This window comes from Sphingobacterium nematocida (assembly GCF_900168125.1).
Classification (GTDB): domain Bacteria; phylum Bacteroidota; class Bacteroidia; order Sphingobacteriales; family Sphingobacteriaceae; genus Sphingobacterium; species Sphingobacterium nematocida.
Window position 1 is genome coordinate 103,350 of the sequence record NZ_FUZF01000010.1, and the last position, 22,973, is coordinate 126,322.

The 22,973-nt window shown below is 39.5% G+C and carries 15 protein-coding genes; 12 read left to right on the top strand and 3 right to left on the bottom strand.

All coding sequences use genetic code 11. From position 1 onward, the window contains the following. Entirely contained in the window at nt 1-657 is a 657-nt protein-coding gene (locus B5X76_RS12010) for a hypothetical protein (protein WP_079643353.1), read from the top strand. 2 nt (nt 658-659) lie between these two features. Next, nucleotides 660-2,675, top strand: coding sequence for a M56 family metallopeptidase (locus B5X76_RS12015; RefSeq protein ID WP_079643354.1), 2,016 nt, complete (start codon nt 660-662; stop codon nt 2,673-2,675). Between the two features lie 32 nt (nt 2,676-2,707). On the opposite strand, the gene pth is transcribed toward B5X76_RS12015, so the two are convergent. Then, complete coding sequence (pth, locus tag B5X76_RS12020; protein ID WP_079643355.1) at nt 2,708-3,271, bottom strand: aminoacyl-tRNA hydrolase; 564 nt, start codon at nt 3,269-3,271, stop codon at nt 2,708-2,710. Nucleotides 3,272-3,368: 97 nt separating this feature from the next. Then, a complete protein-coding gene (locus B5X76_RS12025; RefSeq protein WP_079643410.1) occupies nt 3,369-3,968 on the bottom strand; it encodes a 50S ribosomal protein L25/general stress protein Ctc in 600 nt (199 codons plus the stop codon). 196 nt (nt 3,969-4,164) lie between these two features. Between B5X76_RS12025 and B5X76_RS12030 the strand changes: the two genes are divergently transcribed. Both B5X76_RS12030 and B5X76_RS12035 read left to right on the top strand, forming a co-directional pair. Beyond that, complete coding sequence (locus B5X76_RS12030) at nt 4,165-5,430, top strand: Gfo/Idh/MocA family oxidoreductase (protein WP_079643356.1); 1,266 nt, start codon at nt 4,165-4,167, stop codon at nt 5,428-5,430. 14 nt (nt 5,431-5,444) lie between these two features. Continuing rightward, the gene (locus B5X76_RS12035; RefSeq protein WP_079643357.1) at nt 5,445-8,840 is read left to right on the top strand and encodes a DUF1080 domain-containing protein; all 3,396 of its coding nucleotides are present in this window, start codon (nt 5,445-5,447) and stop codon (nt 8,838-8,840) included. Between the two features lie 207 nt (nt 8,841-9,047). Here B5X76_RS12035 and B5X76_RS12040 read toward each other — a convergent pair whose 3' ends face one another. Beyond that, a complete protein-coding gene (locus tag B5X76_RS12040; RefSeq protein WP_079643358.1) occupies nt 9,048-10,004 on the bottom strand; it encodes a ribose-phosphate pyrophosphokinase in 957 nt (318 codons plus the stop codon). Nucleotides 10,005-10,731: 727 nt separating this feature from the next. Here B5X76_RS12040 and B5X76_RS12050 point away from each other — a divergent pair. The 8 genes from B5X76_RS12050 (at nt 10,732) to B5X76_RS12085 (ending at nt 22,919) form a co-directional block, all read left to right on the top strand. Then, nucleotides 10,732-13,767, top strand: coding sequence for a glycosyltransferase family 117 protein (locus tag B5X76_RS12050; protein ID WP_245801031.1), 3,036 nt, complete (start codon nt 10,732-10,734; stop codon nt 13,765-13,767). A gap of 168 nt (nt 13,768-13,935) precedes the next feature. Beyond that, the gene (gene pyrR, locus B5X76_RS12055) at nt 13,936-14,481 is read left to right on the top strand and encodes a bifunctional pyr operon transcriptional regulator/uracil phosphoribosyltransferase PyrR (protein WP_079643359.1); all 546 of its coding nucleotides are present in this window, start codon (nt 13,936-13,938) and stop codon (nt 14,479-14,481) included. Between the two features lie 50 nt (nt 14,482-14,531). Then, complete coding sequence (locus B5X76_RS12060) at nt 14,532-15,470, top strand: aspartate carbamoyltransferase catalytic subunit (protein WP_079643360.1); 939 nt, start codon at nt 14,532-14,534, stop codon at nt 15,468-15,470. A gap of 281 nt (nt 15,471-15,751) precedes the next feature. Further along, a complete protein-coding gene (locus tag B5X76_RS12065; RefSeq protein ID WP_079643361.1) occupies nt 15,752-18,781 on the top strand; it encodes a tetratricopeptide repeat protein in 3,030 nt (1,009 codons plus the stop codon). Between the two features lie 78 nt (nt 18,782-18,859). Continuing rightward, nucleotides 18,860-20,587, top strand: coding sequence for a TonB-dependent receptor (locus tag B5X76_RS12070; protein ID WP_079643362.1), 1,728 nt, complete (start codon nt 18,860-18,862; stop codon nt 20,585-20,587). A gap of 45 nt (nt 20,588-20,632) precedes the next feature. After that, entirely contained in the window at nt 20,633-21,763 is a 1,131-nt protein-coding gene (locus B5X76_RS12075) for a hypothetical protein (protein WP_079643363.1), read from the top strand. A 36-nt stretch (nt 21,764-21,799) separates the two neighbouring features. Then, nucleotides 21,800-22,501, top strand: a complete 702-nt coding sequence (locus B5X76_RS12080; protein ID WP_079643364.1) for a MotA/TolQ/ExbB proton channel family protein — start codon at nt 21,800-21,802, stop codon at nt 22,499-22,501. A 10-nt stretch (nt 22,502-22,511) separates the two neighbouring features. Further along, nucleotides 22,512-22,919: an ExbD/TolR family protein gene (locus tag B5X76_RS12085; RefSeq protein ID WP_079643365.1), complete on the top strand. Its 408-nt coding sequence runs from the start codon at nt 22,512-22,514 to the stop codon at nt 22,917-22,919. Nucleotides 22,920-22,973 lie beyond the last annotated feature (54 nt).

Here is a 22,973-nt window from a genome sequence, read left to right on the forward strand (position 1 = left end):
ATGACTTCGGCTAAGTTGTTGTTTGTGATAATTGTTTCTTTAGGTATAAACTCTGCCTCTGCGATCGAGGTAGATTCTTTGTTAAGTCGTGTTTATGAACGAATAGCTATAGGTAAGTTTCAATATAAAATGGTAAGAGAGTTAGATTATGATATGGGAGGTGGTACTAAGGATTACACGCAGCAGCAATGGCAGACAAAGATTGGTTTCGTAAGTAAGGAGCTGCTCGGGTTTAACTTTGAAATCTTGGATAAAGATCGGATTCTTTGTTTTGCCAACGAGGAGTATGTAGAGAAAAATTTGGCTGGGGCAACATTAAAGGAAACAAGTGGTAATGAGGCTACGAAAGAGTTGAAGGGCTTGAGCTCGCTTTATAATTCATTAATCACCCTGCGGAATATAATACCGGTATTGTTGAGTGCTAATGATATAATCCGGGAAGTTAGAGAGGAAAAAGATGCGTACGTATTTGTCTGTAATTTGGGCAAGAGAAGGATCCAAAATTTGGGTGCGGCATTTGATGAAATGAAGACAGATTATGACTTTGTATATCGTATTTATGTCGATAATATATCGCTGATACCTTATCGTATTGTGCAGCGTTACGGAAGTTCAGAGATTAGAACGAAGTTTGAAGGGATAACTGTGATAAATTAATTATGGAAAGTATACTGACATATATTTTGCAAGTCAATCTTTTATTGACTATCGTGTTTTTTGGCTATGCGCTGTTATTAAGGAGATTGACATTTTATAGACTGAATAGAATTTATCTTTTTGTTGGGGGCGCTTATGCTTTGTTGTATCCTTTTTTGGATATTAATAGTTGGTTTAAGGAGGATATTGTTATACACCTTCCCCTGATGTTGGATTATGTGGAGTATTATTTGCCTAAGCAGGGGGCTTCTACCCTCACGATCGGACATTTGTTAGTAATCGGCCTTGCGGTGGGCGCGGGCGTCCTACTGTTCAAGTTGAGTGTGCAGCTCATAAGCTTATTGCGGATACATTTTTATTCTAAGCCCTCAAAGTGGCAGCATTATTTTTTTAGGAATGTGTTGTTTCCAATCGTTCCCTTTTCTTTTTTCAATAAAATATATATACATCAGGATCAACATCAGGATCCTGAGTTGTTTGATATTTTCAAACATGAAGATATTCATGTGAAAGGCCTTCACACGGTGGATATTCTTTTGTTTGAAATACTCTTGATAGGATGTTGGTATAACCCTCTTGTATGGCTTATGCGCAAAGCTGTGCGTCAAAATCTGGAATTTCTGACTGATCAACAGGTTCTGGATAAGGGAGTGGATCGACAGACCTATCAATATTCATTGTTGACTGTAACCAAGCAGGGAGCTGCTGTGGGGATCGGTAATCAGTTTAATTTTAAAACTTTAAAAAAGCGCATTATGATGATGAACAAAAGACGCTCTTCGAAAATTGAGTTGAGCAAATACGCCTTTCTGCTGCCGATCGTGATTTTTGCAGGGGCAACTTTTACGGTCAATAGGGCCGAAGGAAAGATCGAAGAATTGGTGGATAAAGTGAAAGCTATTCCCGTAGATGTGGTACTACCGATTTCTAAGACGGAACAAGCGGTCTCTCTTCAAGATACTTTGAAGGGAGGTATTGTAGGGATCTCTTATAAAGCCGATACCTTACAGCTTACAGCTAATCAAAATGGATTTCCTATAGGAGGAACTAAAGGGGATCAACTGTTTATACACAACGATGTGGGATTTGGAGATGTATTGACTGTATTGGATGGAGTACCTGTGAAGAGTGAAGAGATGAAGAATCTAGCTCCCGATGATATAGAGAGTATTACCGTGCTGAAGGATAAGTCTGCAACGGCTTTGTATGGGGATAAGGGAAAGAACGGGGTACTCTTAATTGTCAGCAAATCGGGTAACGCTGCTAAAACATTGCAAGGGAAATTTGCAGGGGTTAGATGGAGTCCTACTGATAGTACCAAATCTGGAGCAGCTAAAATTGTGATGCGCAATGGTCCAGGCAGAGACCCCTTGATGATTGTTGATGGCAAGGAGATGCCTGTTGGTTTTAATATGTCAACATTGGACGCTAACGATATAGAAAGTATAGAAGTGCTGAAAGATAAATCCGCTGAAAGTATTTACGGTACAAAGGGTAAGGAAGGTGTGGTAATTATCACCACTAAAATTGCGAATGAATTATCTCCAGAAAAAGAAGGCGCGTTAAATAGAACATGGACTTTGTCTCGGAATGCGACTAAAGACGAACGAGAGGTATTTTACGGTCAGCAACAAAAGGTATACAAAGATGATATTAAAGAAGTTACTGTAATTGGTTTTGCTTCAAAGGATGCAAAAGGTAAAGCGGTGGAGAAATTAGATACGCAACCAGAACCAGAAGGTGGAATAGATGCTTTTAGAAAATGGGTCGGTAATAATTTTGCCTATCCTCAAGCGGCAATAGATGCACGTGTAAAAGGGACAATTTATGTGACTTTTGTCGTTGAAAAGGATGGCGCATTAAGCAATATTAATGTCGCTCGAGATTTAGGGTATGGAACTGGTGAAAATGCAGTGAATCTTATAAAAAAATCTCCGAAATGGAAACCGGGGCTTAAAGATGGTGAACCTGTCCGGGTAGAATATAGTTTTCCTATTCGATTGGATTTAACTAAATAAAAAAAGAATGCCTGACAACAGGCATTCTTTTTTTATTTAGTATTTAGATTTGTCATCGTTAACTCTATTCCGATATTGACAAAACTATGGACCATCTTGACGGCGTGCTCAATCAGTGCTGGTAATTCTTTCTGTTCTTCTTTGTCAAAAGGGCCCAAAACGTAATCAACCTGTCTACCTTTTGGGTAGTTGTCGCCGATGCCAAAACGTAATCTAGGGTATGCTTGTCCGCCGCATAAAGCTTCGATAGATTTTAGCCCATTATGTCCGGCTGCAGAGCCTTTTGGTTTTATACGTAGCGAACCAAAAGGAATAGCGAGGTCATCTACGATAACCAAGACGTTCTGGATCGGTACTTTGAGTTGTTGCATCCAATAATTGACGGCTTTACCACTGAGATTCATGTATGTAGTCGGTTTGATCACATAGACATTGTGTCCCCGCTGCTTAAACTCCGTGTAGTAAGCGTGTTTTAACGTAGACCACGACGAGCCTGCTTGGTTAGCCAGCTCGTCTGCTACCATAAAACCAATATTGTGTCGGGTATCTGCATATTCCCGTCCGATGTTTCCTAGACCAACAATCAAATAGTTCATGGCTGTAAAAGTAAAAAGTAAAAGGTGAAAAGTAAAAAAGAGCACCGGAATCTCCGATGCTCTTTATAAAATAAATACTCAGTACTAAATACCGAAATTATTTCTTTTTGCCTCCTTGAGCTGCTTTCGCTGCTTCTTGCTCTGCTTGACGTAAAGCACGAGACATGATTACTGAAACGATTGTATCGTCTGAGTTGTTTAATACTTTAGCGTTCTCTAATGTTACTTGGCGTACGCGGAAAGATTTACCAACCTCTAAGGACTCCATAGGAACCTCGATCTCTTGTGGAAGATTGTTAGGTAATGCTTTAACACGAAGGTTACGTAATTTTTGAACTAATTTACCCCCCATTTTAACACCAGGAGAAGTTCCTGTTAATTTGATTGGGATGTTTACAGATACTTCTTTGTCATCGAATAACTCTAAAAAGTCAACGTGAGTAACTTGATCTGTTAATGGGTGGAATTGTGCTTCTTGAACGATAGCTCTTACTTTTTTACCGTCGATGTTTAATTCAATGAAAATAACATCAGCAGTGTAAAGAACTGGTTTCAAATCAGCTGCGGACACAGAAAGGTGAGTTTGTTCTTTTCCTCCGTAAAGAACTGCAGGAACTTGTCCTTCGTAACGCAATCCTTTTGCATCTCTTTTCCCTACGTTCCCTCTAAGAGAACCGCTAATAGCAATTGATTTCATGTTGTTTAAAATATTAAAATTTGAGGTGCAAAAATAATGAAAAAATGTGAGAAAACAATCCTTTTTAAGTATTTGTAAAAACCGTAATACATTAGCTGTTTTTTTCTTTATTAAAAATTTTATGTATTTATATTTGAGTTGTTTAAAAAAAACAATTAACTTTAAATCTTGGGAACCTAAAATAATCATAATAAACATGGAAAAACAACATACTTCAAGACGTGATTTTATTAAAAAATCATTGATTGGAGCCGCAGCATTCACTATTGTGCCACGGTTTGTATTGGGTAAGGGGTATCTGGCTCCAAGTGATCATCTGACCAAGGGTGTGATCGGTGTTGGGTCGATGGGGCGTGGACATTTCGGTTACGCAGGCACAAAAACAGTAGCTATATGTGATGTAGATACCAGACATTTGGCTTTGGCGCAAAAAGCTTTGGGGGGAGGTGTAAAAGAGCATCATGACTTTCGTGATCTGATCGCAAATCCAGAAGTGGATATTGTACATATCGCCACTCCTCCACATTGGCATGGTTTAATGGCACTGGAAGCTGCTCGTTCAGGTAAGGATATCTGGTGTGAAAAACCTATGACAAGAACTATAGGTGAGGGTAAGAAGGTTAAAGAAGCCATTGCTCAGCACGGTAATATATTTCGCTTGAATACGTGGTTCCGTTTCGATGCTAATTTCTACGGTATGAATGTGCCAGTTAAGAAGATAAAGAAAGTTGTTGATACGGGTATGTTGGGTTGGCCTTTGAAGGTTACTATAAGTAAGCACACTGGTTTTGATTGGAAGTTTTATTGGGTGGGTAAAGAAAACCTACCAGTTGAACAGGCTCCCAAAGAGTTGGATTATGAGATGTGGTTAGGACCTGCTCCATATAAGCCTTATAGTACACATCGGGTACATACGACTTTCCGTGGCTACTGGGATTATGATGGTGGGGGATTAGGTGATATGGGACAGCACTATTTGGATCCTGTACAGTATTTCTTAGGTAAAGATAATGAAAGCCCTGTTAAAATAGAAGTGGATGCACCTCAGCAGCATTCTGATGCGGTAGGTACTTGGCGTAAAATTACCTATACTTATGCGGATGGCTGTCAGATTATATTGGACGGGGAAGGAACAGAGGTTGGTAAGGCTTATATAGAAGGACCTAAGGGTAAGTTGTACAGAGGTTTTGTATCTGATATCCCTGATTTGGAACGTAAACTGGCTCAATATCCTGATCCAGCACCTCAAATGACAGATTTTGTGGAAGCTGTGCGCACTAGACAAAAATTTGCCCTTAATGAGGAGAATGGTTACTATTCTTGTACGTTGGTGAATCTGGGGTTGGCTGCATTGCGTCTTAATAGAACGTTGCATTACGATTCGGCTAAACAAGAATTTGTAAATGATGAAGCTGCTAATCGTTTGATCAATCAACCTATGAGAGGTCCTTGGACTTTCTAACCTGAAATAAACACATGAAAAAGATTTTTAATACTATATCTATATTGTTGTTGTTGCAGACGGCATCGTATGCGCAACAGCCTGCTAATCGTACTGCTGCTACGAAGATTGCAGATGTACTGGCACAGCAACCTGCCGCGGAACAATCTAAGTTTTTGGCAGCGATGAAAGAATTGGAAGGATTTAATTCGGAAGATGTGGTTGCCTTGTTGCAAGGATTAAAGCCGCAAGGTGGAAATAATGCCTCTATCGAATATGCTACGAATTCTTATGCTTTTTATGTAATGCAGCCGGGTAAGGATGCCCTGCGGGACAAGTACGCAAAAGGTTTGTTAGGGGCATTGGACAATTTAAAGGATCAAAATAACAAAGCCTTTGTTTTTGAGCTACTTAAGTTTTGTGCGAAAAACGAGTCTGTAGAAAAGGTGGCGACTTATCTGAATGATCCTTATTTTGCGGAGAAGGCAGCGCGCGTGTTAAGTGCTATACATACACCTGAAGCCGCCGCAGCGCTAAACAAAGCTTTGGCGGGTAACGTAACCGAACAAACAGCTACAGCTATAATAGGCGCGCTTGGTGAATTGAAATCTAAAGATGCTGAGGAACGTGTGATCGCATTGGTGGGGCAGTATCAGTCTGAGAATTTTCAACGGAATGCGTTGACAACATTGAGTAAAATTGGTGGAGAAAAATCCTACGATACGTTCTATGGAAAAGCCAAATCAATAAATTATGCCTTTGATAGGTCTAATGTTGCTGCGTTGACACTGGAGTATGCTAATGCGTTGGCTAAAGGTGGTAATAAGGGATTGGCTTACAAACTTTCGTCTGCAGTATTTGCTGAAGCGCAAGATCCTAAGGCTATTGGTGCGCGTGTTGCGGCTTTGGAGTTAATGAGTCGCTTAGAGCCGGCCAAGGAGAAGAAGAATCTGCTTAAGTTGTCTACGGGCGAGGATGCGATATTGAGAAATGTGGCATTGGGTCTTTTGGGGTCTGATGCAACGGCATCAGATATTAAGAAGATAGCATCATCGCTGACTAAATTGTCGCCCGAGTCTCAGGAGAGTGTATTGAATTTTTTGACTAAAAAAGATGCAACGGCTACTATTCCTGTGATTGAAAAGAGCTTAAAGGCTGTAAAAGATCCGGAAGCACGTATTGCGGCTTTCAATACCCTGTCTGCACTGAGTAAGGGAACAAATACCTCTTTTGTAATTAAACAATTGGCAACAGCGAATGATGCAGAGGTCAATGCGTTAAAAACACTTTTGTTGACTGCTAAGGGAGCGGGGACGGTTTCTGAAATTAATAAAGCGATTTCGGGAGCTGATGAAAAGACTAAATTAGCCTTGTTGGATGTGCTATCTAAGCGTTCTGATAAAAACTCTGCTAAAGAAGTTTTTGCATTAATTGAGCAAGGGAGTCCTGCTGTTCGATCGGCAGCTTTCAAAGCGTTGCCAAACGTTGTTAACGATGCTGATTTTGAAGCAGTAGTTAATGTGTTGGGGAAAGCCGAAGGAGAGGATGTGAAATCGGCACAACAAGCTGCTATAGTAGCATTAAGAAATAATAGTAATAAGGAGGCTATCATTCAACGCCTTGCTGCTACCATTTCTAGATCTCAAGCGCCTTCTGCTGCTCGATTGTTTCCTGTTTTTGCTGGAGAAGGTGGAGAAGAGTCTTTGAAGACTGTAAAAGGATATGTGGGAGCAGGGAATCCACTTAAAAATGACGCAATACAAGCGTTGGCTAGTTGGTCTAATACTTCTTCACTAGATGGATTGACTACATTGCTTCGCACAGAGAAAGATGCGGCTTTATTTAAAACTATTTTTTCTGGTTTTATAAAGCAGTTGAATGCAAGTGGAATTAAGAATGAACAAAAGACGTTGTTATTAAGAGATGCATTTGAGTATGCGCAAACCAAAGAGCAACGTAGTTCGGCGCTTTCGGCAATGAAGGCTACCGGTACCTACCAAGCACTTGTTTTTGCGAGCAAATACTTGAATGATGCGGAGCTTAAAGGGGTTGCTACGGATGTGGTGATGAATATCATAATGGATAATAAAGCTTTTGTCGGAACGGATGTCCGTAATTGGTTGCAGACGGCCGAAGGTAATCTATCCGGAAGCGAAAGTTCCTATTTGAAAGAAGCTATTGTGAGACATCTAACAGAGATGCCTGCTAAAGAAGGTTATATTGCTTTGTTTAATGGTAAAGATCTTACTGGTTGGAAAGGATTAGTGGAAAATCCTATTAAGCGCGCTAAAATGACTCCGAAGGAACTGGAGCAGAAGCAAGCAGAGGCTGATAAGAAAATGCGCGAAAGCTGGTCTGCGATCAATGGAGATTTGGTGTTTGCTGGTCATGGTGATAATATTGCGACAGTTAAGCAGTATGGAGACTTTGAGATGCTATTGGATTGGAAGTTAGATAAAAATGGCAAAGAGCCGGATGCGGGTGTTTATCTGAGAGGTACTCCTCAGGTTCAGATCTGGGATATTTCTAGGACAAATGTAGGTGCGGAAGTTGGATCAGGCGGTTTGTACAATAATAAATCTAATTCAAAGCCGCTAAAAGTTGCCGATAATCCGCTTGGTGAATGGAATAACTTTAAAATCCGCATGGTCGGTGAGAATGTATGGGTGTGGTTAAATGGTGAATTGGTTGTGGATAATGTGCCTTTGGAGAATTACTGGGATAGAAACCAATCGATATTCCCTACAGAACAAATCGAACTACAGGCTCATGGATCCCGGGTTTGGTATAGAGACGTTTATTTGAAAGAATTGCCACGTAAAGTTGTCTATGCGCTAAGTGACCAAGAGAAATCAGAAGGATTTGAAATGCTTTTTGATGGAACAAATTTGGATAAATGGACACCTTCTACTGCTTATGAAATCAATGAAGAAGGCGTGTTACGCTCGAATCCTGTAGCAAAATTTGGTAAAAATATTTATACGAAAGAGCAGTATGGGGATTTTGTATACCGATTTGAGTTTAAATTGACTCCAGGAGCTAACAATGGTGTTGGGGTGCGTGCTCCTTTGGAGGGAGATGCTGCTTATTTAGGATATGAAGTTCAGATCCTGGATGATAACGCCGAAGTATATAGTAAATTAAAACCTTATCAATATCATGGATCGGTATACGGAATCATTGCTGCTAAAAGAGGTTCTTTAAAGCCGGTGGGCGAATGGAATCAGGAGGAAATCCGTATACAAGGGGATAAAATTAAAGTAACAGTAAATGGTCAGGTGATTGTGGATGGTGATATTAAAGCTGCTTCAAAGGCTGGTGCTGCTGATGGAAAGGATCATCCTGGATTAAAAACCAAGACAGGTCATATCGGATTTTTAGGGCATGGCACAGAGGTATTTCTAAGAAATATCCGGGTCAAAAAACTTTAAAATTGTATATTGTTTGTTTAAAGCCGTTCTGAAGTAAATTCAGGACGGCTTTTTTGTTTTTACTTTCGAGGTTTTGAGCGATCTCCCATTGTGGTATGTTTTTTGCAAACTTTAGATCCAAAGCCTTATTAACGCACTAACTACATGTGAAAAAGGCCATCTGCTAATTTGCAGGTGGCCTTCTTGCATTTATAATATATATAATTATTATTCGACAACGAAAAGCTCCGCGATAGAAGCGTGTTCATTGACATTTTTAATAGCTTTGGCAAATAAATCTGCTGTAGATAATACTTTTATTTTTGAACAGGCTTTAGATCTTTCGGGATCCAACTGTATGGTGTCGGTAACGATCATCTCTGTTAATACCGAATTTTCAATAGTTTCATATGCCTTGCCTGATAGTACAGCGTGTGTACATACTGCTCTAACCGAGTTTGCTCCATTTTCCATAATTAAGGCGGCTGCCTTTGAAAGTGTGCCAGCAGTGTCACATATGTCATCCATCAAGACAACATCTTGTCCGGTAACATCACCGATGATTGACATCGATTCAATTTCATTGGCACGCTTGCGTCGCTTGTCACAGATGATAACTTCAGCATTAAAAAACTTAGCGAAAGTACGTGCGCGGTAGGATCCGCCCATGTCTGGTGAAGCTATTGTTAGATTAGGAAGGTTCAGAGATTTGATGTAAGGCACAAAAATCACTGATCCGTCTAAGTGATCTACCGGGATATCGAAAAAACCTTGAATCTGAGCTGCGTGAAGGTCCATAGTCATAATGCGATGTGCACCGGCTGCTGTAATAAGATTAGCGATCATCTTAGCTCCAATAGCTACACGTGGCTTGTCTTTACGGTCCTGACGAGCATAGCCAAAGTAAGGAACTACGGCTGTGATGTAATGTGCAGAAGCTCTTTTCGCCGCGTCAATCATCAACAGTAACTCAAAAAGATTGTCTGTTGGTTGGTTGGTAGATTGTATTAAGAATAAATCACTTCCCCGAACTGACTCATTGTAGAATGGCTGGATTTCTCCATCACTGAATTTGGCGAGCGTTTTGTCTCCTAGTGGTTTACCAAAGGAAGTCGAGATTTTTTCTGCAAGTTCTTGTGTGCCAGAACCAGCAAATAATTTAACCGTGTTAAATTGCAAAGGCATGGTTTAAATATATTTGTATCTAAAATGTTTTGGCAAAGGTAGAGAATTGATGTTAAAATAAAAAGCTAAAGATGGAGCTTCAATAGTGTGGTAGAGATTATCAATACATAAAAAAAGAGAGCTACAATCTGTAACTCTCTTTGTTGTCCGACCTGGATTCGAACCAAGACAAACAGTACCAAAAACTGTCGTACTACCCTTATACTATCGGACAATCATTCATTTATCAAGCATTTTGTGTCATTGTTTCCCTGTTTGATGATGCAAATATACACCCGTTTTTTATAAGTGCAAAACTTATTTTCAATATTTTTGTTTTAGCTTGATTTTCAGGATGGTATTTTTTGTGTTTGTGTTGAGGGTAAAAAAACAGATCTCTTTTTTTATGATAGTGACCGTATTATTGAATCGAAATTACATCTCAAGGTATCAATGAGCTCTCTTCGTTCGTTTCAATGGACATCAAGAACTTTTTTTTACGGAGTTGTTGTTTACTATTGGTATTCAAGAGCACACTCGATACAATCGAGTGTGGTTGATCTTTGTTGGTGATTCAACGGAATCATGAAAGTTTTTGAGTATAATCTTTGTTAAATATTAATTTGTTATTCTTTTGTAACGATGTAATCCTTATTTTCGAAGCGAAGTTTAGGGTTTGACCTCATACGACTTAAAGTTGTTTCTGTTCGATCAAATCCCTAAAGTCTTTTGAAAAGCAATTTATAGTATGATGAATTACAATAAGATTAATAATCTTTTAGGATGGTTTTGTGCCATTGTCGCTACATTGGTGTATGTTATCACCGCTGAGCGTACCACGAGTTGGTGGGATTGTGGTGAGTTTATCGCGTCGGCATATAAGATGCAGATTGTACACCAGCCAGGAGCACCTTTGTTTTTGATGGTGCAGAATGTGTTTTCCAATCTAGCTATGGGAGATAAAACACAAATCGCCTATTGGATGAATATCGGTTCGGCTGTTTCTTCGGGTTTGACGATTTTATTTTTGTTTTGGTCTATCACAGCGTTAGGGCGGAAGTTGATTCTTGGTAAAGCAGATATTAGAGTTCCGTTGGCGGAGAATGATGTATTACGCATAATGGGTGCAGGACTTGTCGGAGCTTTGGCTTATGCCTTTAGCGATACATTTTGGTTTTCTGCCGTAGAATCTGAAGTGTATGCGATGTCTTCATTGTGTACAGCTGTTGTATTCTGGGCTATATTGAAATGGGAAGTCAGAGCGGATGAAGCTGGTGCAGATAGATGGTTGATCCTTATTGCCTATGTGATGGGCCTTTCTATTGGGGTTCACTTATTGAATTTACTGGTTATTCCTGCTATTGCTTTGGTGATTTATTTCAGAAGGAGTAAGAGTGTTACGACTAAAGGGGTCATCAAATCGCTTTTGATTGGTGTTATCGTATTGGCTTTGATATTGTGGGGTGTAATACAATACCTGATCAAATTTGCGGCCTTCACGGACTTATTCTTTGTAAATACACTTGGGCTGGGTTTTGGAACTGGTGTAACCGCTTTTGTATTGCTGATCGCTGGAGGTATGCTTTATGGAATCTGGTATTCTATCAAAAAGGTAAAACCTATTCTTAACATCGCATTGATCTCATTGGGTTTTGTGATTTTCGGTTATAGTTCTTTTACGATGATATTGATTCGTGCAAAAGCGAATCCGACGTTGAACAACTCTGACCCTGATAATGCATTTAGTTTCTTGAGTTATTTGAACCGTGAGCAGTATGGTGATGAGCCCTTATTTAAAGGTCGTTTTTTTGATGCAAAGCCTATCGATATATTCGAATCAGGTCAGATATACCGTAAGGATAAGGATAAATATGTTGTAGCGAAAAAGAAGACCGACTATAAGTACGATAGAGAGACTCTTTTTCCACGTATTTATAGTGAGAAGAATGATCATCCAACATTTTATAGGCAATATCTTGGGTTAGGACCTAATGAGCAGCCTACTTTTGCTGATAATCTAAAGTTCTTTTTTGGGTATCAGATCGGTCATATGTATGGTCGTTACTTTATGTGGAACTTTGTGGGTAGACAGAATGATGTACAAGGGCACGGTTCTGTTTTGGAAGGGAATTGGATTTCTGGAATAAAACCTATTGATAATGTGTTTGTGGGCGGTCAGTATGACTTGCCGGAATCGGAAAAACAGAATCCATCGCGTAATACTTACTTCTTTCTGCCTTTATTGCTGGGATTGATAGGTGCATATTGGCATTTTGGAAAGAACCAACGTGACGCAGGTGTTGTTATGCTGCTGTTTTTCTTTACAGGGTTAGCAATTGTTTTGTACTTAAATCAGACACCGCTACAACCGAGAGAGCGGGATTATGCATACGCAGGTTCTTTTTATGCGTTTTCCATTTGGATTGGGCTCGGGGTTCTTGCTCTTGCAGATTTTCTGAATAAAAAGGTTTCTGCTAAGACAGCAGGAATAGTCGCTTCTGTAGTGGGGTTATTTGCAGCGCCGGTATTACTGGCGTCGCAAAATTGGGATGATCACGATCGTTCACACAAGTTCTTGGCAAGGGACATGGCTAAGAATTATTTGGAGTCTTGTGCGCCTAATGCTATTTTATTTAGCTACGGAGACAATGATACCTATCCGCTATGGTATGTACAGGAAGTCGAGGGATTCCGAACGGATGTGCGTGTTGTTAACTTGAGTCTTTTGTCTTCTGATTGGTACATGCGTCAGATGTTGGAAAAAGTGAATGATGCAGATGCATTACCTATTAATATTGATCCTGAAAAATTTAAGGATGGTGTACGTGATGTTATTTATTACCAAGACTTTCAGATTCCAGGACATATAGAAGTGAAGAATTTGCTAGATATTATGTTGTCGGATAATGCGCAAAATAAAGTACAATTGCAGAGTGGTGACTGGGTGAATTTATTGCCTACGAAGAATATGAAGCTTACTGTTGATAAAAATGCAGTGTTGGCTAATAAAGTAGTGCCAAAAGGCTGGGAAGATGCGATTGTAGATACGATGCAATGGACCTATTCGATGAATTATGTGAGTCGTGCAGAGTTGTCTTTGATGGCTATATTGGCGAATAATAATTGGAAACGTCCTATTTACTTTACTTCTACTACTCCAGAGGTCAATTATATCGGCTTGGATAAATACTTGGTTTCTGAAGGTTTTTCGATGCGTCTGATGCCAGTTAATGTGGGCGATAGCACATCCGAGGATGGTTTTGCTCCGGTGACAGATATTGACGGTTTGTATAGTAATATCGTTAATAAATATAAGTGGGGTAATATTGGACAGTCTCCTTATCTGGATCCGGATTCTTACCGTTACATCAGTCTATATGTAAGTTCTATCTTTGGTGAGACGGCACAAAACTTATTGCATGAAGGCAAGAAAGAAGAGGCTCGTAAAGTGGTGTTGAATGCCTATGAAAATATGCCAAAGAAGACGTATCAGATGAGTGAGCCTATGAGTTATGTACTGTTAGTAGATGCGATGTATAAGACAGGAGAATCGGCAAAAGCGAAAGAAATAGCATTGCGTAATCTAGCTTTTATCGGAGATAACATGCGTTATTACACCTCCAATAAATTGTTGACCAACTTGGGCTCTGAGCGAAATGTACGTTTAGGGTTAATGGGACTTCAACGTTATAAAATGATAGCAGACGAGAGCAAAGATGCTGATGTTCAAAAATCCGTGGATGGATTGCTAAAAGAGTTCGGTTACTTTTTTGGTGAACAATAATATTTAATCGTATAAAACAGAACGGCCACTTAATTTTAAGTGGCCGTTCCGTTTTATAGTTTTTTTACTTTCCATCCCGACCATTCGGGACAAGTTAATGACAGATAAAAATCAAATAAAAATACATATAAAGGAAAAAAAGCCTATTTTTGGCTAAATATTCCCATAATGAAACAATCTATTTTATTAGACGGTCCCAAGTTTCAAATAACAATCAAGAGGTTGTGTCAGCAATTGATTGAAAATCACGGTGATTTTAGTAATGCAGCTTTAATAGGAATCCAACCTAGGGGTACTTATTTGGCAAATAGAATTGCTAAAGAGTTGAAAGAAATGATAGGAAGGGATGTCGATACCGGCGTGTTAGATATCACTTTTTTCAGAGATGATTTTCGGATGAAAGGTGCAACACCACTTTTGGCCAATAGTACACAGATCGATTTTATTGTTGAAGGTAAAAACATCATTTTTATCGATGATGTTTTATGGACAGGACGTACTATACGATCGGCCATGGATGCTATTCAAGCTTTTGGACGTTCGGAGGTTATCGAATTACTGGTACTTGTCGATCGCCGATTCTCCAGACAGATCCCAATTCAACCCGATTATATTGGAATTCAGGTCGACTCTATCGATTCTCAAAAGGTAATTGTGAGCTGGGAAGAAGTGGATAAAGAAGATAGTATAGTGTTAATTACGGAGAAAAAATAAGTGAGAACTAGCGTTTTTACTTTTAAATTTTTACTTTTTACTTTGAGAAAATGTCAACAACAGCAGAACAGTTAAGCACACGGCATCTACTTGGTATCAAGGACTTGACTGAAAGTGATATTCAACTTATCCTAGATACAGCAGCTAATTTCAAGGATGTTTTGAATAGACCTATAAAAAAAGTACCCTCTTTGCGCGATATCACTATTGCGAATGTCTTTTTTGAAAACTCAACACGGACACGTTTATCCTTTGAACTGGCGGAGAAGCGCTTGTCCGCTGATACGATCAATTTTGCAGCGTCTTCTTCTTCTGTTAGTAAGGGAGAAACGTTGATCGATACGGTCAATAATATTTTGGCAATGAAAGTCGACATGATCGTGATGCGGCATCCTTATGCAGGAGCTGGCGTTTTTCTGAGTAGACATGTTGATGCGCAGATTGTCAATGCGGGAGATGGGGCTCATGAGCATCCTACCCAAGCATTATTGGATTCGTTTTCTATCCGTGAAAGGTATGGGGATGTTGCCGGTCGCAAGGTGGCGATCATAGGAGATATCTTACATTCACGTGTGGCGCTATCTAATATTTTGTGTCTTCAAAAGCAAGGGGCTGAGGTGATGGTCTGTGGACCCACTACTTTGATTCCTAAATATATTACTTCATTGGGGGTTCGTGTAGAGCATGATTTAATGAAGGCACTTAACTGGTGTGATGTTGCTAATATGTTGCGTATTCAGTTAGAGCGACAAGATATAGCTTATTTCCCTTCCTTGCGCGAGTATTCTATGCTGTATGGTCTTAATAAAGAAATATTAGATTCTTTAAACAAGGAAATTACTATTATGCATCCAGGGCCTATTAATAGGGGGGTGGAAATTACTTCAGATGTTGCTGATAGTAAACATTCGATTATATTGGATCAGGTCGAAAATGGGGTGGCTGTACGCATGGCTGTGCTGTATTTGTTGGCCGGAAAAAGAGGTTAAAGGTTGTTAAACCTTGTTAAATATTGATAAGCCATCAAAATATTGATGGCTTTATTTTTACCTTTCCTATTAGATCAACGTGGTACATACTATTGACTGTAGCGCGTTTTGGATGAGTTATTAACAGGTGTTAACAACTTTTGGGTAAAACTTGATAATGATGCCTTAATTTAGTATACTGAATAAAAAGTATCAACTTGAAAGAGGATTCTGGCATAATAAGTGGTAGGATCAGACTATTTAGAATTTTATAACACACACATAAAGATTTAAGCACCGATATGTACAAAAAGATTTACGGATTAGGGGTCGCATTGAGCTTAATGACTTTGCCTACATTTGGTCAACAAACGGCTTGGCAAGACATTAATAAGGCTTATAAGACGGGGTTAGAATTGTTTGAGAGAGGCAAGTATAGTTCTGCGGCGAAGCAATTTGATAAAGTCGAACAGTTGCGTACAAAATCTACCCTTCAATTGGATGAAACCGAAGAGTTGACGTTATTAAAAGAAGGAGTTCGTTTTTACCAAGCAGTATGTGCTTTAGAACTGGGCGATTCTGACGCAGAGGTACAGTTTTTAAAATATATCAAAGATTACCCTTCCAGTGCTAACTCTAAAGCTGCTTTTTTTCAAATTGGACGTTCGTATTATGCCAAAAAAGACTACGTAAAGGCAATTGAGTGGTTTACAAAAATTGATTCTAAAAATTTGGCGGGAGCGGAAAATACAGAATACCGATTTAAATTGGGATATGCCCGTTTCATGACCAACGACTATAAATCAGCAAAACCGTTGTTTGAAAAGCTAAAGGATGAGCGTAGCCAATTTCAAGAAGCATCGATTTATTATTATGCCTATTTGTGCTATTTGGACGCGGAATATAAGACCGCATTAAATGAGTTCGAGCGTTTGAACGGTTCGAAGACATTTGAGAATAGCTACCCTTATTATATTACGGCGTTGTATTTCTTGGATAAGCGCTATGACGATGTCCTGAGCTATGCACTACCTATCTTGCAAACGACTAAACAGGAGCATGAAACTGAAATGTTTAGGGTAATTGGTGCTACCTACTTTATTAAGGGCGACTTAGCGAAATCTAAAGAGTTTTACGATAAGTTTCAAGCTCAGGATCAAGGTAAGACACAAAATAACCAAGATAGTTATCAGATCGGATATATCGCTTACAAGTTGAAGGATTATCCAAAAGCAATTTCGGAACTGGAGAAACTGACTGAACCGGATGCATATTACCAAAGTGCTATGGTGACATTGGGAGATGCTTTCTTGAAAACTGATAATAAGCAAAGTGCTCGTAATGCATTTTTTAGGGCCTCTAAGTTGGATTTTGATCCGCAATTGAAGGAGGAGGGATTGTTTAATTATGCGAAGCTCTCCTATGAACTGGATTTTCATCAGGTGGCGCTAGATGCGATTCAGGAATACCTCGGAACATATAAGCAAACGAAACGTAAAGAAGAAGCGAATACATTATTAGCAGAAATTCTTTTGAGTACAAAGAGTTACCGTGCGGCGGTTGATGTTCTTGAGTCTATTGATCGTACCTCCAAAGAAACGAAGAGTGCATATCAGAAAGTAACATATTACCGTGGCTTGGAGTTTTATAATGAGCGCGCATTTGAAAATGCGATCTCTATGTTTATGCGTTCTGAAGCTAATCGTTTTGATGAAGAAATCTATGCTTTGTCTAACTATTGGAAAGCAGAAGCCATGTACGAAGTACGAAAATATAAAGAGGCTGTAGCAAGTTTTAATAAATTTTTACAGCTTCCTGCTGCGCGTAATACGGATGTTTATCATTACGCCAATTATGCATTAGCTTATGCTGCATTCCGGAATGACAATTTTAATACTTCGGCCAACTATTTCGAGCGTTTTTTGGCAGGTGGCGGAAAAGATGGAATTGAACTAAATACCCGAAATGATGCAATTGCTCGTCTGGCGGATTCTTATTTTGCGACAAAAAATTATGGTAAGGCTATGTCTTATTATGATCGTCTAATCAGCTCGAATGCACAGAGTCAGGACTATGCATTATTCCAGCGTGGAATTATCCAAGGACTTCAAGGTAATAATGATGCGAAGCTAGCGACATTAAATTCTGTTATTGCGAAGTATCCAAAATCGAATTATGCGGATGATGTTGCCTTCGAGGTGCCTTATACCTATTTCTTAATGGGGCAATATGATAAGGCTATTTCCGGATTGCAGTCTATGGTCGAAAAGTATCCACGTAGTTCGTATGTGCCGCGCGCGTTATTGACTATTGGTCTGGTACAATACAATCAGGATAACAATGATGCTGCACTTGCTACTTTTCAACGTGTCGTGAATCAATACGCTACAACAGATGAAGCAAAACAGGCTATACGTTCGATTGAGAATATTTATCTGGATAAAAATGATGCTACTGGATACATCAAGTATGCAACATCAACGAACATCGGAAATTTATCTACCTCTGAACAAGATGCACACACCTTTGCCGTAGCTAAGAATCTTTTTGATAGACAGAATTGGCAGGGGGCTGTGGAAGCTATAAACGCGTATTTTGATAAATTTCCTAAACCGATTCAAGAGAAATTTGCTCGTTTTATCCGTGGAGAAAGTTATGCTAATTTAGGTAAGGATAAGGAGGCGTTGCATGATTTCAATATTATTATGAATGATTGGACATCTGCTTATACGGAGAAAACTTTGATTAGTGTTTCTAAGTTGCACTTGCGCAATAAAGCCTATAATGAAGCTGTACAGGTGTTGAAGAAGCTTGAGCTAACTTCAGAGTATAAGGAGAATTATGGCTTTGCTATTAAAAATTTATTGGTGAGTTATTTTAATATAGGTGACTACATCGAGACTTTGAATTACGCAAACTTGTTGAAAGGTTATGAGAAGTCTTCGGAAGAGGATATTGCTTTAGCACATCTGTATGCTGCAAAGGCCTATCTGGCGACTACGAAATGGGCGGATGCTACAAAGGAGTTGAATTTGGCGGCATTGAAGTCGAAAACCGAAACAGGAGCGGAAGCACGCTATTTAGTAGCGGAGCAGCAAGTTAAAGCAAAGCAGTACGACAAAGCTATTCAATCAGCTTTTGATATTTCGAATACATTTTCATCGTATGATTACTGGGTAGCCAAAGGATTTATCTTAATGGCGGATGCTTACATCGGAAAAGGTGACAAGTTTCAAGCTAAGGCTACTTTAGAGAGTGTAATTGATAATTACGAGAATAAAGAAGATGGTATATTGAAAGCTGCCAAAGATCGTTTACAAAAGCTTAAATAAGAAGAAATAGGAAATAAGATGAAACCGAGTCTGATGCGGTCGGACGAGCTCTCATCTTCCATAAAGAAATATAATTAGATGAAGTTGCATAAAACAGTTTTTAAAAATTACGCAATAGTTGCTTTGCTCTTGGGGGCCGGATATCAAGGCTATGCTCAACAAGATCCAACTAAGCCAGTAACGATAGATTCTTTTGATGTCGTACGTGATTATAAGCCTATTCTTGCGGATGCGGTGAAAATACGCCGTAGTCCTGATATGAGTAATAAGCGTAGTTATATGCCCAAGTTGAGTTATGGTAGTGTACCTGATAAAAAGTTGGATATTAACACCGGGCTTAAAGAGCTTAACGTACAGCAACTGCCTTTTACGAAGACACAGGATATCACGAGTAATTATGTGAAGTTGGGAGTTGGAAATTTAGGTACGATACTGGGCGAGGCTTACATCGCAGTTGAAGATTATGAAAACATGCGCTTTGGTGGATTTGTTAAGCATCTTAACCAAAAGGGCTCGTTGGATGATCAGAAATTCTCCAGACAGGAGGTTGGCGTTTTTGGCCGTCGTGTTTTATCGGCCTTTACCGTAGATGGAGTTTTGGGATATAATAGATATGGTACCCGTTTTTATGGAATCCCGGTTGACGTAAATGGTTTGACGCTGAATCCTTCGCGGGAAGCACAACGTTTTAATGATATTTATTTTACGGGCGAGTTGACCAGTAATTTTGACCCAAACAATGAAGAAGCACTTTCTTATTCGGCTAAGGTAGATGCCTATACGTATAAAGATAAATTTGAGGCCAGTGAGAATTCTGTAGCATTGTCCGGATATCTGAATAAACGGTTGAGGACTTTTAATATAGGTGCTAATATGGCCGTGGATGTAAACTCGATAGGAGGAAGCTCAAATGTAGCCAAGGATACGAAGTTTAAGAATTCTCTTGCGAATATTAATCCTTACATCAGTCTGAAGGGAACAAATTATACGTTGACACTAGGGGCCAATATTGTTTCTGAATTTGGGGATAGTACACGTTTTAATGTGTTTCCATCTGCAGAAGTCGATTTTTCTCTTGTACCGGGATATATTCATCTTTTTGGAGGTATAAATGGTGGCGTACAAAAGGCTTCATTTAAGACGTTCTCTCAAACAAACCCTTACTTAGGACCAGACTTAGCTTATCAGAATATGGTTGAGCGTCTGAATTTCTTTGGAGGTATCAAGGGAAATGCCGGTGCAACATTTGGCTACAAAGCGAAAGTTATGTACAAGTCGTTGGAAGGTATGCCGCTTTTTGTGAACAGTCAAGAGCGTCCATTCCAATTTGATTTGGTTTATGATGGTAACGGCGATGACAAAGTGAAGTATCTTGGCGTTGAGGGAGAGATTAACGTACGCTTGTCTGAATTGGTTAATTTAGGCGGTAGATTGAATATTGATAATTATACCATGGCTAAAGAAGAGGAAGCTTGGTTTACACCAAAACTTCGGTTGGCAGCTAATGCTCGCTTTAATATCTCTGAAAAGCTGTATATCGATGCAGAGGCTTTATTTCACGGAATGTCTTATGCGAAGACTTTTCAGTATGACAGTAGCTTAAATCCTGCTTTGTTGCCAAATTCTTATAAAAAAGAAACTGTTCCTGAGTTTTTTGATTTGAGCGCTGGTGCGGAGTATAAGGCATTGTCCAATTTAGGGATTTTTGTAAAAGCCAATAATATTCTGAACAAAGAATATCAAAGATATATGTACTATCCGAAGTTAGGATTTAATGTGATCGGTGGCGTTAATTTTTCATTTTAATAAAAATAGATTATAACTTTGCACCTTACGGTGCTCCAGAAAAAGATGAATTTAGGAAGGCAAATACATACATTACTTAAGCGACAGACGTCCGTCTATGTGAATAGGTTGGGGGTGTTTAAGCGTGTGCACACACCCGCTACTTTTGATGCTAAACGCCATGTCTTTTTGCCTCCTATTACTTTTATCGAGTTTGATAGTGTTGCGACCGATGGCTATGATTTCGTAACCTATGTGCAACAGGCCAATCAGCTTGACCGTCATGAAGCCGAATTACTGGTTGAACAGTCTGTTGCTACTGTATTGGATAAATTGAATCAGTCCGGTCAGGTTAGCTTAGACAATCTCGGACAACTGATCAGTTACGGCAATTCGTACGTTTTTAAACCACTTGATCTCTCGGGATTTAATTATACTGCGGTAGAGGACAATTTTTCTCATGATGATACCGTAGTAACCAAAGATAGTATAGAGACCGAGCAGGCAACAATAGCAACGGAGGTTGCGAGTACGGATAATTTCAAGAGTGAAGAGATCTCGGATGATGCGATTAAAGCGGACTCCGAAGTTAATATGGAACCTGTACAGGAGCCTGTTGAAGCGCCGAATACTGTTTTAGAAGAACCGGATACAGCAGGTGGCGAAGAACTCTTGTTGCCTACTGAACGTAAATCTACAAGCGCTTATGTGTATGCTTTAGTTGGGGTCATTGCTGTAGCTTTACTGGGGGGCTTGTATTACTACAGTACTTATATGCAGGAAAGTCCTGTTTTGGTAGCTAACGAGCAAGTGATAGTTCCATTGGATACAACGACAACTGATACGTTAGTGGCAGAATTACCTGTGGATTCGACGTTGATTAAACAAGATTCTGTACATTCATCCTCTGACTTGCAGCCCGACCAGGAGAAAATTGAAGAAGCGACTCCTCCTCCTGTCAACCATAAATACACTATCGTTATAGGAACGCATCGGACACTTGCACAGGCTTATGAAGAAGCTGAGGCATTTAATAAAGATGGACATAAATCAGTTCGCGTGATTACCCCCAACTTGGCTAAGAACCTAAAGCGGGTTGTTTGGGATACTTATGCGAGCAAAGAAGAAAGAGACTCGGCTTTGCGTTATGTGAAGAAGCATATCAAGACAGATGCTTGGCCGGATCTGATTAAATAGAGAACATAAACCTGTAAACAAATATTTTTTAACGCTATGTCATTATTACAAGGCAATCTACCCGTAGATACATTAAACCAAGTGCAACAACAATCGGTACAACTTGCTACACAAGAGGAAAACCTGAATTTACTTCAGCTGATGATGAAGGGGGGCTGGATTATGATTCCGATTCTTTTATTGTTTTTCTTGGGGCTCGTAATTTTTATCGAACGCTATATTACGATTCGTAATGCATCGAAGACAGATGGTAGTCTGATGGCGCAGATTAAAAGCAATGTGCTTTCTGGTAAATTGGATTCAGCGATTGCGGTGTGTAGATCCAGCAACTCTGCTTTGGCTCGTATGTTGCAAAAAGGGTTAACACGTGTTGGACGCCCCATTAAGGATATTGAAGGGGCTATTGAAAATGCTGGTAAGCTCGAAGTAGCCCGTTTGGAGAAGAATATAAACATCTTAGGAATTATTGCCGGTATTGCGCCGATGCTAGGTTTCGTAGGGACCATCTTTGGAGTTATCCAGATCTTTCGTGATGTAGAGATTGCAGGAGGTATAGATATTGGTTCTGTTTCTGGAGGTTTGTATGTCAAAATGATCGCATCTGCTTCTGGTCTTACGATTGGTATTTTGGCCTATATTGGTTATCATATTTTAAATATGATGGTCGAACGTCTTATTTTAAAGATGGAAACTGAAGCGGTAGAATTTATCGATTTATTGGACGAGCCAGGGGTTTAAATTTTCAGCGATGAATCTAAGAAATAGAAGAAACAGACCTACAGCAGAGGTGCATACGGCGGCATTGAATGATATCATGTTTTTCTTGATGCTGTTCTTTCTGTTGGCATCTGCAGTGGCTAATCCACAGGTTGTAAAATTATTGCTTCCAAAATCAAGTGCAGGAGAGCAATCTGTAGCAAAGAAGACGATTACGGTATCTATTACTAGTGATTTGGCTTATCATATCGATAAGCAAGTCGTTCCGTATGAAGTGTTGGAACAAACCTTACAGGCACAGATGAATACAGGAGAGGAAGTGACTATTATGCTGTACGCAGATAGTAGTGTGCCGATTCAGAATGTGATCGCTGTAATGGACGTCGCGAATAGGTTGAAAATAAAATTGGTTTTAGCGACTGAGCCTAAAAAGGATTAATAAAGCAATGCATCGATCGTATTAAACATTTGATGATTAATATGGTCTAAGCTT